Raw genomic sequence first — 14,235 nt, 5'->3', positions numbered from 1 at the left:
CAGTATCGGGAGAACACGCCTCAGCTCTCCCGGTTCACGTCGATGAGCACCTTGCCCGAGGTGGCCCTGGCGGCGATCGCGGCGTGCGCCGCGCCGACCCCGGTGAGCGGCACCACCCGGTCGATGTGGGCGCGCAACCGGCCCTGGCCCGCGAGCCGGAACAGCTCCTGGACGATCGCGGTCAGCAGCGGCCGGTCGTCGACGACGTGGCGCATCCAGAACCCGGCGCACCCGATCGACCCGTCGGTGAGCTCCTCCGTGGACACCGAGACCGCGCCCCGGTCCTCCTCGGCCGAGCGCCAGCCGTAGCTGACCAACCGGCCGAACGGGGCCAGTCCGCGCAGCAGCGCCCTGGTCTGCTCGCCCCCGGTCGCGTCGACGACCAGGTCGACGCCGCGACCACCGGTGACCTCGCGCAGCCGGCCGTCGAGGTCGTCGGGCCCCAGCACGTCGTGGGCGCCGAGCTCGGTGACCAGCTCCCGCTTGGCCTCGGTCGAGGCGATCCCGATGACCTGCCGGGCGCCGAGCGCGACGGCCAGCTGCACCGCGAGGTGGCCCACGCCGCCCGCCGCCGCTGACACCGCGACCGAGTCACCGGACTTGAGCCTGCCTGCCAGCGAGAGCGCGCCGTAGGCGGTGGCGCCCTGCTCGAAGATCCCCAGGGCCTGCTCGTCGGAGATGTCGTCGGGCAGCTCGACCGAGTACGCGTCGGTCGCGGCGACGACCTGGGCGTACCCGCCGCCGCCGCGCATCAGCACCGCGACCCGCTGCCCGTCCCGGCGCCTGCGGCCGACCACGTCCACCCCGAGCACGGCGGGCAGCGGCGGCGGGGGCGTGTCACCGGCCCGGCGCTCCAGGTCGTCGAAGTTGATCCCGGCCAACGCGACGTCGACCAGGCTCTGCCCGTCCCCGGCGACGGGCACCGGCACCCGCTCGACGGCCAGGACGTCCGGGCCCCCGACGCGGCGCAGCACCGCGGCGCGCATCAGGTCGGTCGCGGTCACGGTCTGCTCCGGTGGTGCGGTTCGGGGCATCAGCTCGGTCCTAGCGTCGGTGAAACGGCTATGGGCGGAATCGCTCGACGCGAGCCACGCGGTGCGGAGCTCGCAATTGCGCGAAATGCTCGCGGGCAAGCCCCCAGGTCCCCCTCCACGCCTCGCCTGCCCACCCATATCCAAAGGTGTGTCGAACGGCGGGATAAGACGCCGTTCGGCTCCTTTTCCGCAGCCGCATGGCTGAACAACCCCCGATCGCGACGTGTTCGCGTGGACCGATCAGCGGTTCTGCGCGGTGGCGCCGCGCTGGTAGGTGCCTGGTCTGCCCGATTTCGGCGACCGCGGAACCGCCATTCGGACGAATGCCGCGCGGCGGCGGGGATTGGGCCAGTCGGTGCCGCCGTGGCGGCCATTCGGGTCAGGCGGGCCGGTGGGGTGCGTGATGTGGGTCCGGATATCGGCGGAAACGGGGAATCCGGGGTGGTGGTGGCTATTGTGGCGCTCGTTTCGGCGGGAGGGGTTTCGGGTGCGATCCGTATTGGGCGGATTTCTGGCCGCGGCGGCGGCGGACGGGGACCGGATCGCGGTGTCCGGCGGCGGCCGGTCGCTCACGTACGGCCAAGTGGACGCGGCGGCCGCGGCGTTGGCGGCCCGGCTGGCCGAGGCCGGGGTCGTGGCCGGGGACGTCGTGGGGGTTCGACTGGACCGGCAGCCGCTGACCCTGGTGGCCATCCTCGCGCTGTTGCGCCTGCGGGCGGCGTACCTGCCGCTCGACCCGGCGCACCCGCGGGAGCGCGAGCGCTACGTGCTGGACCGCTCCGGAGCCCGGCTGGTGCTGACCGACCACGCGTCGGACGGCTCGGAGTTGGTCGTCGACCTGGACGACCTCGCGACCGTCGCACCCCACCCGGTCCAGGAGGCCGAGCCGGGGGACACCGCCTACGTGATCTTCACCAGCGGCACCACGGGCAGGCCGAAGGGGGTGCTGATCGACCACGCCGGACTGGTCGGGCACCTGCGGGCGAAGATCGCCGACTTGTCGCTGGCGCCCTCGGACGTGGTGGCCCAGACGGCGTCGCAGTGCTTCGACATCTCGCTGTGGCAGTTCCTCGCGCCGATCTGCGCGGGCGCCTCTGTAACAATCGTCGATTCGGCCACCCAGCGGGATCCCGGCGTCCTTTCGGCGCACCTGCGCCGGTGCGGGGTGACCGTGGCGCAGTTCGTGCCCTCGCTGCTGCGGGTGTTCCTCGGTGGTCCCCGCGAGCCGTTGCCCGACCTGCGGGTGATCGCCACGGTCGGCGAGCAGCTGCCGCCGGACACGGTGGCCCGTTGGTTCGAGCGGTATCCGGGCGTCCCCCTGCTCAACCACTACGGCCCCACCGAGTGCGCGGACGGCGTCACCCACCACCTGCTCACCGAACCGCTCTCGCCCGACGAGCGGTGGACTCCCATCGGCCGCCCGATCCCTGGCCTGACCACGCACGTCGTCGCCCCCGGCACGGACGACGAGGTGGCGGTGGGCGAAGTCGGTGAGCTGCTCGTCGTGGGGGCGGGCGTCGGCCGCTACGCGGGTGAGGCCGGAGTCGCGGGCGGCTTCGTGGCGAACCCGTTCGGTCCCGGCCGCGCCTACCGCACCGGCGACCTCGCCCGGCTGCGGTCGGACGGCCTGCTCGAGTGCCACGGCAGGCTGGACCGCCAGGTCAAGGTCCGAGGTCACCGGATCGAACTCGCCGAGATCGAGACCGTCCTCGAACAGCACCCCGCTGTCCGCGCCGCCGCGGTCGTGCTCCGCACGGGCACAGCGGAGAAGCTGACCGCCCGCGAGACACTCGTAGCCGCCGAAGAGCCTCCGGCCAGGTTGGTCGGCTACCTCCAGTGGCACGACGTACCCGCCACCCGTGCCGACCTGCACGCCCACGCTGCCCGCCTGCTGCCGGACCACATGATCCCCGAGTGGCTGGTCGAGGTGGACAGTTTTCCGCTATCCGCCAACGGAAAGCTCGACCACGCCGCGTTGCCCGCACCCGAACTGCAGCGGCCCTTCGGCGCACCCCGTTTCGTCGAACCGTTGCCCGGACCGCAAACCCTGGTGCGCGACATCTGGGCCGAGGTCCTCGGTGTGGGTCTGATCGGCCGCCACGACCGGTTCGTGGAACTGGGCGGCGACTCCCTGACCGCGATCCGCGTCGTGAACCGGCTGCGCGCCCAGGGCACCGCCGTGTCGGTGGGCGACCTGTTCGACTCGGACCTGGAGTCGTTGGCAGAGCGCGTCGGCGGTGTGCCGCCGCAGGAGCATCGTGCACCGGTTCCCGCGGACGCCGAGGTACCGCCCACGTCGCTCCAACGGCAGTTGTGGTTCCTCTGGCAACTCGACCCGAGTAGCTGCGACTACGTCCTGCAGGCCGCCGTGGAGATCGACGGCCCGTTGGACTACGACGCGATGCGCGAGACGTGGACCGAGCTGGTGCGGCGGTTCGACACGTTGCGTGCGAGGTTCCCGGCCCGTGATGGCCGTCCGCTGCTGGTCGTCGACGATCCGTTCGCGCCGGACGTGGAGGTCTCGGATTCCCCTCTGCCGCAACGGCGGGCGGAGGAGCTCGCATTCGGGTTCGACCTGGAGAGGGGCCGCCTGTTCCGGCTGGTCTTGTTCCGGCACTCAGCCGTCCGGCACACGCTCCTGCTCACCACGCACGAGATCGTGATGGATGCCTGGTCGCTGTCGGTCTTGACCCGCCACCTGCGGTCGATCTACGCCTCGCTCACCGGGGGTACCGTGCCGCTCCCGCCTCCGGCTATCGGTCTTCGTGACTATGCCGCGTATGAACCCGAACCCGCCTCAATCGACCGTGACTACTGGGCGACACAGCTCAAAGGTGATCTGATCCCGACCCGCCTGCCCCACTGCCGAGGCGCGCGCAAGGCCGACAGCGCTGGAACCTCCGCGGGTGTGTGGCTGGATTCCCTTGCCGCCAGGCGATTACGTGACGTGGCGGCTGCCGCGAACGGAACCCTCTACAGTGTACTTGTCACCGGGGTCCTGGCTGTGCTCCACCGGTACACCGGCCAGGAAGACCTCATCATCGGGTCACCGCACGTGGTGCGCGAAGAGCCCGGAACCGAAGACCTGCTGGGCTTCTTCCTGAACATGCTGCCGATCCGGGCAAGTGTTCGTACCGAGGACTCCATGGTCGACCTCCACGGGCGCGTGCGGGAGACCGTCCGTCAAGCGTTGTCCCATGCCCGGTACCCGTTCAGCGCCATGGTGGCGGACGCGCGCGTCGACCGGGGAGCAGCGAGCTCCCCGGTGTTCCAGGTGATGGTCAACGTGTACTCGGAGAAGGCCGAGCCGGTCGTCGAGGGCGACCTGCGGGTACGTGTGCGGGAACTGGAAACCGGGCACACCAAGTACGACCTCACCATCTACGCCCAAGAGGAAGCCGACGGCATCTACCTCCAGGCTTCTTGGCGCATTGGCGTCCTCCCAGAGGGCCTTGGTGCTTCGGTTCTGGCCGCCTTGGCGGAAGCGCTCCAGGCCATACCTTCCACGCAGGTCGGCGAACTCCCTCTGCCCACCGCGCAGATCGCTGGGGTGTCGAGGCCGCTTAGGTCGGAGGGGCTCGCCGCGCTGTTCACCGCGCAGGCGCGTGAGACTCCGGACGCTGTCGCGTTGCTGGGGTCCGCGGGTTCGGTCACCTTCGCCGATCTCCACGCTGAGGTGATGGTGTTGGCCGAGACGTTGCGGGGCCTTGACGGTGATCAACCGGTTCTGGTCGCTGACGACCGGCTCCGCGCCGGTGTGGTCGCCGTCCTGGCCTGCGTGCTCGCTGGACGGACCTATGCCGTGTTACCAGAGCACTGTCCGCCTGCACGCGCCGCCGAGATCACTGCTCATCTTGGTCCGTCCGCGGTGGTCGAGAGCGGGCAGGTGCGTGTACTTGGTGGTTCCAGAGGGGCGGATCTGGCAGACGTGCTGCACGTGGTGTACACGTCAGGGTCGACCGGCGCGCCCAAAGGCGTTGTGGTGCCGGAGAGTGCGGTGCTCAACCGGTTGGAGTGGATGTGGCGTGCCCTGCCGTTCGCGGACGGGGAGGTCGTCGTGCTGCAGAAGTCGCTCAGTCTGGTCGCAAGCACGTGGGAACTGTTCGGCGGCCTCCTTCGAGGCGTGCCGACCGTGCTCGTTTCTGGCGATGAGTTGCGCGACCCGGATCGCTTCCTTGGACTCTTGGAGTGCCATCGTGTGACCCGGTTGCTCGCATCGCCGCCGGTGCTGTCCGGACTTCTGGAGGCCGGGCGACCGGGCCGTGCCCGGGACTTGCGAGTGGTCACGTCGAGTACCGAAGAGTTGCCGCCCGCGTTGGCCGCGCGGTGGTATCGCGACTACCCGGACACGACTCTCTACAACCTCTACGGCTCAACGGAATGCAGCTCGAACGCCGCGTGGCACGAGGTCGATCGTGATCGCGTGTACGAGTCGATTCCGTTGGGTCAGGCGGTCGACAACGTGACCCTGGTCGTGCTGGACGAGCATGGAGCGCCAGTGCCTGCCGGTGCGGTCGGGGAGATCGGTGTGCTCGGAGCCTGCCTTGCCTCCGGGTACTGGCACGACGATGCGTTGACCGCGCGGCACTTCGGGGAGCTGGGCGGCGCGCGGCTGTACCGGACCGGTGACCGTGGCCGGATCAACGCCCGGGGTGAGCTGGAGTTCGCCGGGCGTGCGGACCACCAGGTGAAGATCCGCGGCTACCGGGTGGAACTCGACGAGGTAGCCCGTGCGTTGTCCCTCCACAGTGGATCCGATGCTGCGGCGCACTGGTGGCCTGGCGAGGAACTCCTGGTGGGCTACGTGACTGCGGGTGCCGAGGGAGTGCGTGCCGCCGTGGCGTCGACATTGCCCGCGTACATGGTTCCCGCCCGGATCGTCACGCTGCCCGCGTTGCCGCGAGGGTCGGCGGGCAAGCTCGACCGGTCGCGATTACCGTTGCCCGTCGCCTCAGTGTCCGATGTGGATGATCCACCGGTTGGAGACGCGGAGCGGACCATCGCCGCGGTCTGGGTGGACCTGCTGCGGATCGAGGTCACGCGCGGGACCGACTTCTTCGCTGCGGGTGGCGACTCGATGATGAGCGTCCGGTGCGTGACGCGGTTGCGCCACGCTGGGCTCCAGGTGCGGGTCGCCGATCTCCACGACGCCCCGGTGCTGCGTGATCTGGCGCAGGCGGTCAACCGCGCCGAACTGCGGTCGGTGATCGCGCCTGGCGAGATCGGTTTGTCCCCGACGGCGCTCAGCATGCACCGGCTGCAGGGGTTCGCCGAGCACTACAACATGTGCGACTGCTGGGAGTTCGGCCAGGACGGCCCCTCTGGCGCGGCCCTGAGTTCCGCGTTGGGCAGGCTGGTCGCCGCCTACCCCTCCCTTGCTGCGGCCATGACGCCAGATCTCGCCCTGAGAGTGCCTTTCAACTCTCAGTTGCACCTCGAAGAACATGACCTGACCGCTGCCGTCGACCCGTCCGCCGTGGTCGGCGAGATCGCCCGAGCGGCCCAACACGAGTTCCGCTTCGACGGTGAATCCCCGCTGATCCGCCTGATCCGCTTCGACGCGGGCGAGCGCACCTGGGTACTCCTGCTGGTCCACCACTTCCTCCTCGACGGCTACGCCTACCGCCTGCTGATCACCGACCTCGAACGCTTCCTCGCCGACCCGACCGCCCTCCCAACCCACGACGACGGTGCCGTCATGCGCGCGTGGACCAGTGGGTTGGAGCGGGCGTGCACCGAGCACGCCGAGGAGATCACGGCGTGCTGGTCCGGCCTGCCCTGGGACGAGCTGGACCCCTCGCGCCTGACGTGGGTGGCACCTGCGCCCGCACCGGTGGACCCGTCGGCGGGTGCCCAAGTGCGGGAGATGCTGGCTGCCGGGACCCGTGGCCCAGACTTCGAAGACCTCTGCGACCGCCTATCCGTGCGCTACGTACACCTCGACCAGCCCACAACAGACCGCCTGCTGGCCCGCTTCGGCCCCGTCGGCCTGCACGACGCGCTGATGGTGGCACTGACGTTGGAGCTCGGCGCGGGGGAGCGGAGGAGGGCCCTGTGGGTGGACAGCCTGATGATGGGCCGCACCCCGGTCCTACCGGGCGTGGACCTGTCCAGCGCACTGGCCTTCACCGCCGAACTGGTGCCCTTCCCCTGCATAGTAGACGCAGAGTCCACTGTAGATGAACAAGTCGCTTTGGTCGCACACCACCGCCACACCGCACCATTGGCGGGCATCAGCTTCCGAGCCATGCGCGAACTCCCCGGCTTGGCCGCACACAGAGAGACGTTCCGAGCCTTCCCCGCCCCCAGGGTCGTCCTCAACCACCGCGCCCCGCTAGGCGCCATGCGCTCCCGAACCCTCACCGGCGCGACCCAAGCCAACATCTTCGTGGGCGACCCCATGCCCCCCAACCAACAACACTGGCTCCGCACCCACGTCGACTTCGCAGACGGTGCCCTCCGCCTCTTCGTCCAGTACTCCCGCATGACCCACCCAGCCAGCCGCACCTTCGCCACCCGCCTCACCACCCGGCTACAGGGCTTCGCATGAGTGCTGAGCGGTTTCGCACCGGTTCTCCCGCGCGGCTTGTGCCCGCGCTGGCCATCCCCACTGTGGTGGGATTGCTGGCCAGTGTCGCTTATCAGTTCATGAACACGTTCTTCGTCGCCCAGATCGGTGTGGCGGCGGTTGCCGCTGTCGTCGTGGTGTTTCCGGTGACGTTGGTGGTCACGGCGGCCGCGTCTGGGTTGGGGCAGGGACTGTCCTCTGTGGTGTCACGGGCAATGGGCGCGGACGACCACGACACCGCGAACGTGGCCGCCAGGTCCGGGCTTGTCATCGGTGTGCTCGGAGGTGGCGTGTTGGCCGCCGTGCTGGGTGCGGGGTTGGCGCTCGGGGGTGTGAGTCTGCTCGGTGTCCCACAGGACGTCCGGGATCTCGCGGTTGCTTATGCGGTGCCGACGTTGGCCGGGTATGTCGTGATGACGGTCAACATCTTGTGCGGGTTCTTGGCTCGGGCTGAGGGGAACACGCGGTTCTCGATGCGCACCCAGCTCATCGCGTTCCTCACCAACCTGGTCCTCGACCCGCTGCTCATCTTCGGCCTGGACCTCGGCGTAGCGGGTGCGGGCATCGCGACGTTCCTCGCCCAGGCCGCCGCCGCGGGGGCATACTTCTGGTACTTCCGCTCCGGCCCGGGCACTCTCCGCCCCACCACAGCCAGGACACGACTGGCCAGTCTCCGACCTGCCCTGGCCGTCGGCGCCCCCACGACCATCGGCCTACTCCTCAGCAGCGTCACCCTCAACTACGTCAACGGCGTCGCCGCGAGCTACTCCGCCGACCACCTTGCCGCCATCGGCGTCGTCCTGCGGTTGTACCTGCTGGGTATCCTCGCGGTCACCGGCTTCTGCATGGGCTCGCAAGGTCTCCTCGGCTACACCGCGGGCCGCAGCGACCACCACCGACTGCAGGCCGTGACCCGCGTCCTCACCCTCTACGTTCTCGCCGTCGCCGCCGTCCTCGCCGCGCTGGCCTGGTTGTTCTCCACCCCCGTGGCCGCCCTCTTCGCCGCCCCCGGCCCCGTCCGCACCCTCATCGCAGACGCCCTCCCCGTCGTCTTCACGGGCCTACCCGCCGTCGGCCTGGTGATCGTGGCGACCACGTTGTTCCAGGCCCAAGGCCGCCCCCGCCCCGCCCTGGGCACAACCCTCCTGCGCAACGGCCTCCTCCTCGTCCCCGCCATCACCGCGACAACAGCCCTGTCCGGCGCCTCCGGCATCCCCACCGGCCAACTGCTCGCCGACCTGGCAGCAGGAGCCGTGATTGTGCTCGTGTGGAGCACGAGGTCACGAGCCTGACGGCGGGGTCAGGCAGGCATGTCCGGGCAGTCGGCCCTGGTCCAGGTGGCGATGAGGTCGCGGCTGATGACGGTGAGGGAGCCTTTGAGGAACCGGAACTCGTGGCTGCAGCCGTGGGCGTGGGGGAGGACCTCGTCGAGGACGAGCGAGTTGAAGTTCGTCCAGTCGGGCAGGTCAGGGGTAGCGACACCGGGGTAGTGGATCGTGAGGTCTTCGTCGTGCTTCCAGCAGTTGTGGCGGAAACCCAAGGTCAGCCACGGTTCACCACCGGTCTCACCGCGCTGGACCGAGTCGGGGTTGAGGTCCTTGACGCACCGCTTGCCGTGGAAGTTGTAGTGCTCCGGGTCAGCGGCGAAAGCGCGGGCACCCGGCGGAAGATCGTCCACGAAGGTCGGCAACGCGTCCAGGTAGCCAACGGGGTCGATGAACCTGTCCCCGTTGGCGTCGATGAACTTGACGTGCCGCACTGGTGCTCCTCTCTGGTTGGCCGGGATCCTCGCACGGCGGCCCCGGGGGTGTCAGGTGGATTCCCGTTCGTGTGAGAGCGGGTGGGTTCGTGGTGTGACAGTCCTCGGGGTGCCGGACATGAGGTCTGTGGACAGGGGGTGACATGGCCGAGAAACCGCACGACGCGTTCGACCGGGTCTATCGGCGCCACCACGATGCCGTTCGCCGGTTCCTGGGTCGCCGGTTGGCGGCGGCCGAGGTGGACGACGCGACGGCAGAGGTGTTCGTGGTGGCGTGGCGGCGGTTCGCCGAGCTGCCTGCCGACGACCGGGTGCTGCCGTGGCTGTACGGGGTCGCGCGGCTGGTGCTGGCCAACGAGTTCCGCCGGGCCCGCCGCGCCGACCGGCTCGTTTCACGGGTGGGCGGGCTCGCGGGGGAGCCGTTGGTTGACGGGTCGAGCGCGGTGGTGGACCGGCTGGTCCTGGCCGCGGCGTTCGACGCGCTGTCCGAGCGGGACCAGGAGGTCCTGCGGCTGGTCGCCTGGGAGCAGTTGACCTCGGCCGAGATCGCTGTGGTCCTCGGATGCGGGCGCACGACCGCCGCCATGCGCGTGTCCCGGGCCGGTCGACGCCTGTTCCGGGCGTTGGCCGACCTCGCCGAATCCGAGAAGGAGAAGGAGGTAGCGCGTTGACGAGAATCCGGGACCTCCTCGGTCCACTCGACCCCGTGCGCGACGAGCCCGTCGTGCCGCCGCCACCGCTCCCCGACCGCCCCGCGTTCGAGCGCGTGCGACTGCCCGTGGTCAACCGCATGGCGCTGGCAGGCGCCACCGCGGTGGCCGTCGTCATCGGCCTGTTGCTGTGGCAGGCGGCGGGCCCAACAGCCCCAAGGGGCACGGCAGCCACACCCGACCCGTTGGTGATCACCGCACCAGCGCTGCCGACCCCCGCGGGCCAGCGCCTGCTGGCGTTGGCCGAACTGGCGCGAGCTTCCGGCGTCCCACGGCCCCAGGGCAGCACCGAGTACGTGGAACTGCGCGCCTGGTACCTCAACAGCCAGGTCTCCGGCGGGACGACGGTGTCCGAGGTAGTGCCGCAGGCGTCGCGCACCTGGCTGTTCCCCGACGGTTCTGGTCGCCTCGAGCAGGACTCGGCAGGCACCGAAACCTGGTCGTCAGGAGGCAGGGCCTTCGCCTTCCCCCTCAACCGCCCCCCGACGACAGCCGCGGCCATGGCCCACTTCCTCCACCGGCCGAACCCGCCCGACGACATCGGCCCGATCAAGACCGTGGTCGCGCTCAACGACCTGCTCAGAGAACGGGTCCTGACCCCGGCCGAACGCGCCGCCGCCCTCGACCTGCTCGCTCAACTCCCCGGCATCACCTACCAGGGCCACACCACCGACCGGGTCGGCCGCCCGGCCGAGGCCTTTTCGCTGGACTCCGCCTACGGAGGTCTGCCCGCCCGCTACACCCTCCTGGTGGCACCGGACTCGGGGCTGTTCCTCGGCAACGAGGAAACCCTGACCACATCGGCCGGCGCGCTCAACGTCGCCGTCCCCGCGGTGATCGAGTACGAGTCCTACGTGCGAGCCGATTTCCGCTGACCTGGAATGGCCCGTTTCGCTCGCGGATTCCGGCCGCTTGTCAGGGCAGTTCGGCGATGGCTTCGATTTCGACGAGGAAGTGGGGGTCGACCAGGGCGACTACCTGGACGAGGGAACTGGCGGGCGGGGCGGCGGTGTCGATGAACTCGTCGCGGACCTTGCGGATGGCGGGGACGTCCGCGGTGTCGGTGATGAAATAGGTGAGTTTGGCGACCTGGCGCATGGACGCGCCCGCCGAGGCGAGGGCGGTGTCGATGTTGCGGAACACCTGTCGGGTCTGGGACTCGATGTCGGTGCCCGCGAGGGTGCCGTCGGCGGTGAGGGGGACCTGGCCGGAGATGTAGAGCAGGCGGCCGGTGACCTCGACGACGTGCGAGTAGCCATTGGGGCGGGGCAGGCCCGCCGGGTTCGTGTGCTGCACGCCGTCAGTGTGCTGCACGGAACCAGTCTGTACGCGATCGTGTGAGAGCGGTCGTGGGGGGCTGGGTGGGCTGGTAGCAACAGACCATGCGTGCTCAGTGGATCCGGAAAGCGGCGTTGCTGGCGGTCTTGTTCCTGGTGGTCCCGGCGCCTGCCGCGCCAGCCGCGGTCGCGGCGAGTGCGCCGATCACCGGCGCGGGCCTGACCGTGGACTTCTACACCGCGTTGGACCTCGCCGCGCAAGGGGTCGCGGAGAGCACCATCGGCGGGTCCGGGCACGTCGACGGGGATGTCAACCTGAAGGTCGCCAAGGGCAGTTCGCTGACCTACGGCAGCGAGCTGACCGGTGGCCGGGTCCTGCTGCTCGGCGGTGTTCGGCTCACCACCGCGACCGACACCGTGCTCATCTCCGGCATGTCGGTCACCATCGCGACCGGGGTGATCACCGCCAAGGTCGGCGGCCAGGTCGGCGTCCGCGTCGGTCAGGTCACCCCGGCGGGCATCAGGGCGGTCAAGCCCGCGCGGTCGACCACCGTCACCTTCAAACTCGCCGAGAACGGCATCACCCTCGACGACGACTTCGCCGCCGCGGTCAACGACGCCCTCGGCACCTCCTTGAGCACCGGCACCGCCGCCGACGCCACCCTCGACATCGATGTCGAGCTGGTCCGCGGCCTGGCCCCCGACGCGGCGCTGCTCGCGATCCTCGGCCTCGACGCCGACCTCACCGCCACCGAACTCCTGGCGAGCACCGTGGACGTCACCCTCGCCGGTTCATGAGGATTCTTCAGTGCTAATGCACTGTTAACAGTTGCCATTTCCCCGGTGGTTCCGCTATGTGTTCCGGGCCATTCGGGTACATATCACCGGTCGGCCCGACATCAGACCTCGCGATAACAGATTTACACCGTTGGGAAACGGGGTCATCCACACAGCGGCTCTTACCTGGTGATTCACTGAAATCGCCGTGCGGAACGGATTTGCCGGATGTTGACAAACAGGCATTCCCACCCACGGCGTCGTTGACTGCGCTGTCACGGGCTCTGAATGCTCGTTGCGTTCGGTGACGAACGAGCACCTCCGCGTCGCCAGTGCCGCTGCCGTGAGGCAACGGCGAGCGGTACCTGGGGCGCGACCCTGCCCACGAGGAGAGCTCATGAAGCGCACGACGATGACGGCCGCGGTCGCCGCGGCCGTTCTCGCCAGTGGTGTGGTCGCCCTGGCGGCCCCATCGGCATTCGCAGGCCAGGACCAGGCCCCGGACCGGCAGGCGGTGGCGGTCTCGGCCGCCGACCGCGCCGCGGCCGCGGGCCTGGACGCGCTGGCCAAGGGGCCGGACGAGGCCTACGCCAGGGACATGGTCACCCCGTACGTCAACGACCTGTACTCGGTCAGCTACCAGCGCAGCTGGCGCGGCGTCCCGGTCGTCGGCGGCGACGCGACCGTGCTGGTCGACGGCCAGGGCCAGGTCCGGGCCACGGTCGCGGGCACCAAGGCGTCGGTGGCGGTCCCGTCCACCACCGCCAAGGTCACCAAGGCCGCCGCCGAGCGGACCGCGCGCGCCGCGCAGGCCACCACCAGCAAGGCCCAGCCGAGCAGGCTGGTCGTCAAGGTCACCGACGACAAGTCCGCGCTGGCCTGGGAGCAGCTGCTGGTCGGCACCAAGAAGGACGGCAGCCCCAGCCACCTGACCGTGTGGGTGGACGCCACCACCGGCGCGGTCCTCGACCAGGTCGAGGACGCCGCGGCTGGCTCGCTCAACAGCGAGTGGAACGGCCAGGTCACCATCACCACCTCGAAGTCCGGGAGCACCTACCGGCTCGTCGACACCACCCGTCCTGGCCTGCAGTGCTCGGACTACAGCACCAACACCGTCTTCTCGAAGTCGACCGACTCCTGGGGCACCGGCAACGGCACCAGCAAGGAGACCGGCTGCGGCGACGTGCTCTACGCCGCGCAGCAGGAGTGGAACATGCTCAAGGACTGGTTGGGTCGCAACGGCCACACCGGCTCCGGTCGCAGCTGGCCAGCCAAGGTCGGCCTGAACCAGCTCAACGCCTACTGGGACGGCTCGACGGTCACCATCGGCAAGAACTCGGCTGGCAAGTGGATCGCCTCGATGGACGTCGTCGGCCACGAGTACGGCCACGGCCTCGACCAGAACACCCCCGGCGGCACCTCCCGCGAGGCCGGGCTCGGCGAGGGCACCGGTGACATCTTCGGCGCGCTGACCGAGGCCTACGCCAACAACGGCAAGGACAAGGCCGACTACCTGGTCGGCGAGACGGTGGACCTGCAGGGCCGCGGCCCGATCCGCAACATGTACAACCCGTCTCTGGTCAACAACGACCCGAACTGCTACAGCTCCTCGATCCCCAGCACCGAGGTGCACAAGGCGGCCGGCCCGCTCAACCACTGGTTCTACCTGCTCGCCGAGGGCTCCAACCCCGGCGGCGGCAAGCCGACCAGCCCCACCTGCAACAACACCACCGTCACCGGCGTCGGCGCCAAGGACGCGGGCCGCATCTTCTACGGCGGCATGCTGCTCAAGACCAGCGGCATGACCTACAAGAAGTACCGGGTCACCACCCTCACCGCCGCGAAGAACCTCGACGCGACCTGCAACCTGTACAACAAGACCAAGGCCGCGTGGAACGCGATCTCCCTGCCCGCCCAGGCGGGCGAGCCCTCCTGCACGGCCTAGTGCTCAGGTGAGCCAGAGCGGGGTGGGATCCTGGTCCCACCCCGCTCTGTCCGTTGTGGAGCATGGGTCAGCTGTGTCCGTAGTGGACGCCGACCTTCGCTCGGGCCGAGCTTCTCGGCTGGCTCGGCGCGGGAACTTCGGCTCGGTGGCCGAAATCGCGGCGAC

General features: G+C 69.7%; 9 protein-coding genes. 6 read left to right on the top strand and 3 right to left on the bottom strand.

Annotated elements, in window-relative coordinates; all coding sequences use genetic code 11:
* Positions 1 to 20: 20 nt before the first annotated feature.
* Positions 21 to 1,034 (bottom strand): quinone oxidoreductase family protein, encoded by a 1,014-nt coding sequence (locus JOD54_RS25200; RefSeq protein WP_204453768.1) that lies wholly within the window; start codon positions 1,032 to 1,034, stop codon positions 21 to 23.
* Positions 1,035 to 1,521: 487 nt separating this feature from the next.
* Between JOD54_RS25200 and JOD54_RS25195 the strand changes: the two genes are divergently transcribed.
* Both JOD54_RS25195 and JOD54_RS25190 read left to right on the top strand, forming a co-directional pair.
* Positions 1,522 to 7,584, top strand: coding sequence for a non-ribosomal peptide synthetase (locus JOD54_RS25195; RefSeq protein ID WP_204453766.1), 6,063 nt, complete (start codon positions 1,522 to 1,524; stop codon positions 7,582 to 7,584).
* The gene (locus tag JOD54_RS25190) at positions 7,581 to 8,894 is read left to right on the top strand and encodes an MATE family efflux transporter (protein WP_204453764.1); all 1,314 of its coding nucleotides are present in this window, start codon (positions 7,581 to 7,583) and stop codon (positions 8,892 to 8,894) included. Before JOD54_RS25195 ends, JOD54_RS25190 begins: the two co-directional genes overlap by 4 nt.
* Before the next feature lie 8 nt (positions 8,895 to 8,902).
* On the opposite strand, the gene JOD54_RS25185 is transcribed toward JOD54_RS25190, so the two are convergent.
* Positions 8,903 to 9,361, bottom strand: coding sequence for a hypothetical protein (locus tag JOD54_RS25185; protein ID WP_204453762.1), 459 nt, complete (start codon positions 9,359 to 9,361; stop codon positions 8,903 to 8,905).
* Between the two features lie 143 nt (positions 9,362 to 9,504).
* Between JOD54_RS25185 and JOD54_RS25180 the strand changes: the two genes are divergently transcribed.
* Positions 9,505 to 10,032, top strand: coding sequence for an RNA polymerase sigma factor (locus JOD54_RS25180; RefSeq protein ID WP_204453760.1), 528 nt, complete (start codon positions 9,505 to 9,507; stop codon positions 10,030 to 10,032).
* A complete protein-coding gene (locus JOD54_RS25175) occupies positions 10,029 to 10,946 on the top strand; it encodes a CU044_5270 family protein (protein ID WP_204453758.1) in 918 nt (305 codons plus the stop codon). Before JOD54_RS25180 ends, JOD54_RS25175 begins: the two co-directional genes overlap by 4 nt.
* Before the next feature lie 40 nt (positions 10,947 to 10,986).
* Here the strand turns inward: JOD54_RS25175 and JOD54_RS25170 are convergent, their stop codons facing one another.
* The gene (locus tag JOD54_RS25170; protein WP_307860266.1) at positions 10,987 to 11,385 is read right to left on the bottom strand and encodes a RidA family protein; all 399 of its coding nucleotides are present in this window, start codon (positions 11,383 to 11,385) and stop codon (positions 10,987 to 10,989) included.
* 68 nt (positions 11,386 to 11,453) lie between these two features.
* Here JOD54_RS25170 and JOD54_RS25165 point away from each other — a divergent pair, with 68 nt between their 5' ends.
* Complete coding sequence (locus JOD54_RS25165; protein WP_204453755.1) at positions 11,454 to 12,146, top strand: hypothetical protein; 693 nt, start codon at positions 11,454 to 11,456, stop codon at positions 12,144 to 12,146.
* 376 nt (positions 12,147 to 12,522) lie between these two features.
* Positions 12,523 to 14,070, top strand: a complete 1,548-nt coding sequence (locus JOD54_RS25160) for a M4 family metallopeptidase (RefSeq protein WP_204453753.1) — start codon at positions 12,523 to 12,525, stop codon at positions 14,068 to 14,070.
* The last annotated feature ends 165 nt before the right edge of the window (positions 14,071 to 14,235 follow it).

The sequence above is a fragment of the Actinokineospora baliensis genome, from assembly GCF_016907695.1.
Classification (GTDB): domain Bacteria; phylum Actinomycetota; class Actinomycetes; order Mycobacteriales; family Pseudonocardiaceae; genus Actinokineospora; species Actinokineospora baliensis.
Note: the sequence above shows the minus strand (reverse complement) of the source record. Positions and strands in the feature narration are given on the sequence as shown.

Bases quoted from the DNA above. Each gene is read 5' to 3' on its own strand.
- JOD54_RS25180 (WP_204453760.1), top strand. From the start codon at position 9,505: ATGGCCGAGAAACCGCACGACGCGTTCGACCGGGTCTATCGGCGCCAC.
- JOD54_RS25190 (WP_204453764.1), top strand. From the start codon at position 7,581: ATGAGTGCTGAGCGGTTTCGCACCGGTTCTCCCGCGCGGCTTGTGCCC.
- JOD54_RS25160 (WP_204453753.1), top strand. From the start codon at position 12,523: ATGAAGCGCACGACGATGACGGCCGCGGTCGCCGCGGCCGTTCTCGCC.
- JOD54_RS25165 (WP_204453755.1), top strand. From the start codon at position 11,454: ATGCGTGCTCAGTGGATCCGGAAAGCGGCGTTGCTGGCGGTCTTGTTC.
- JOD54_RS25200 (WP_204453768.1), bottom strand. From the start codon at position 1,034: ATGCCCCGAACCGCACCACCGGAGCAGACCGTGACCGCGACCGACCTG.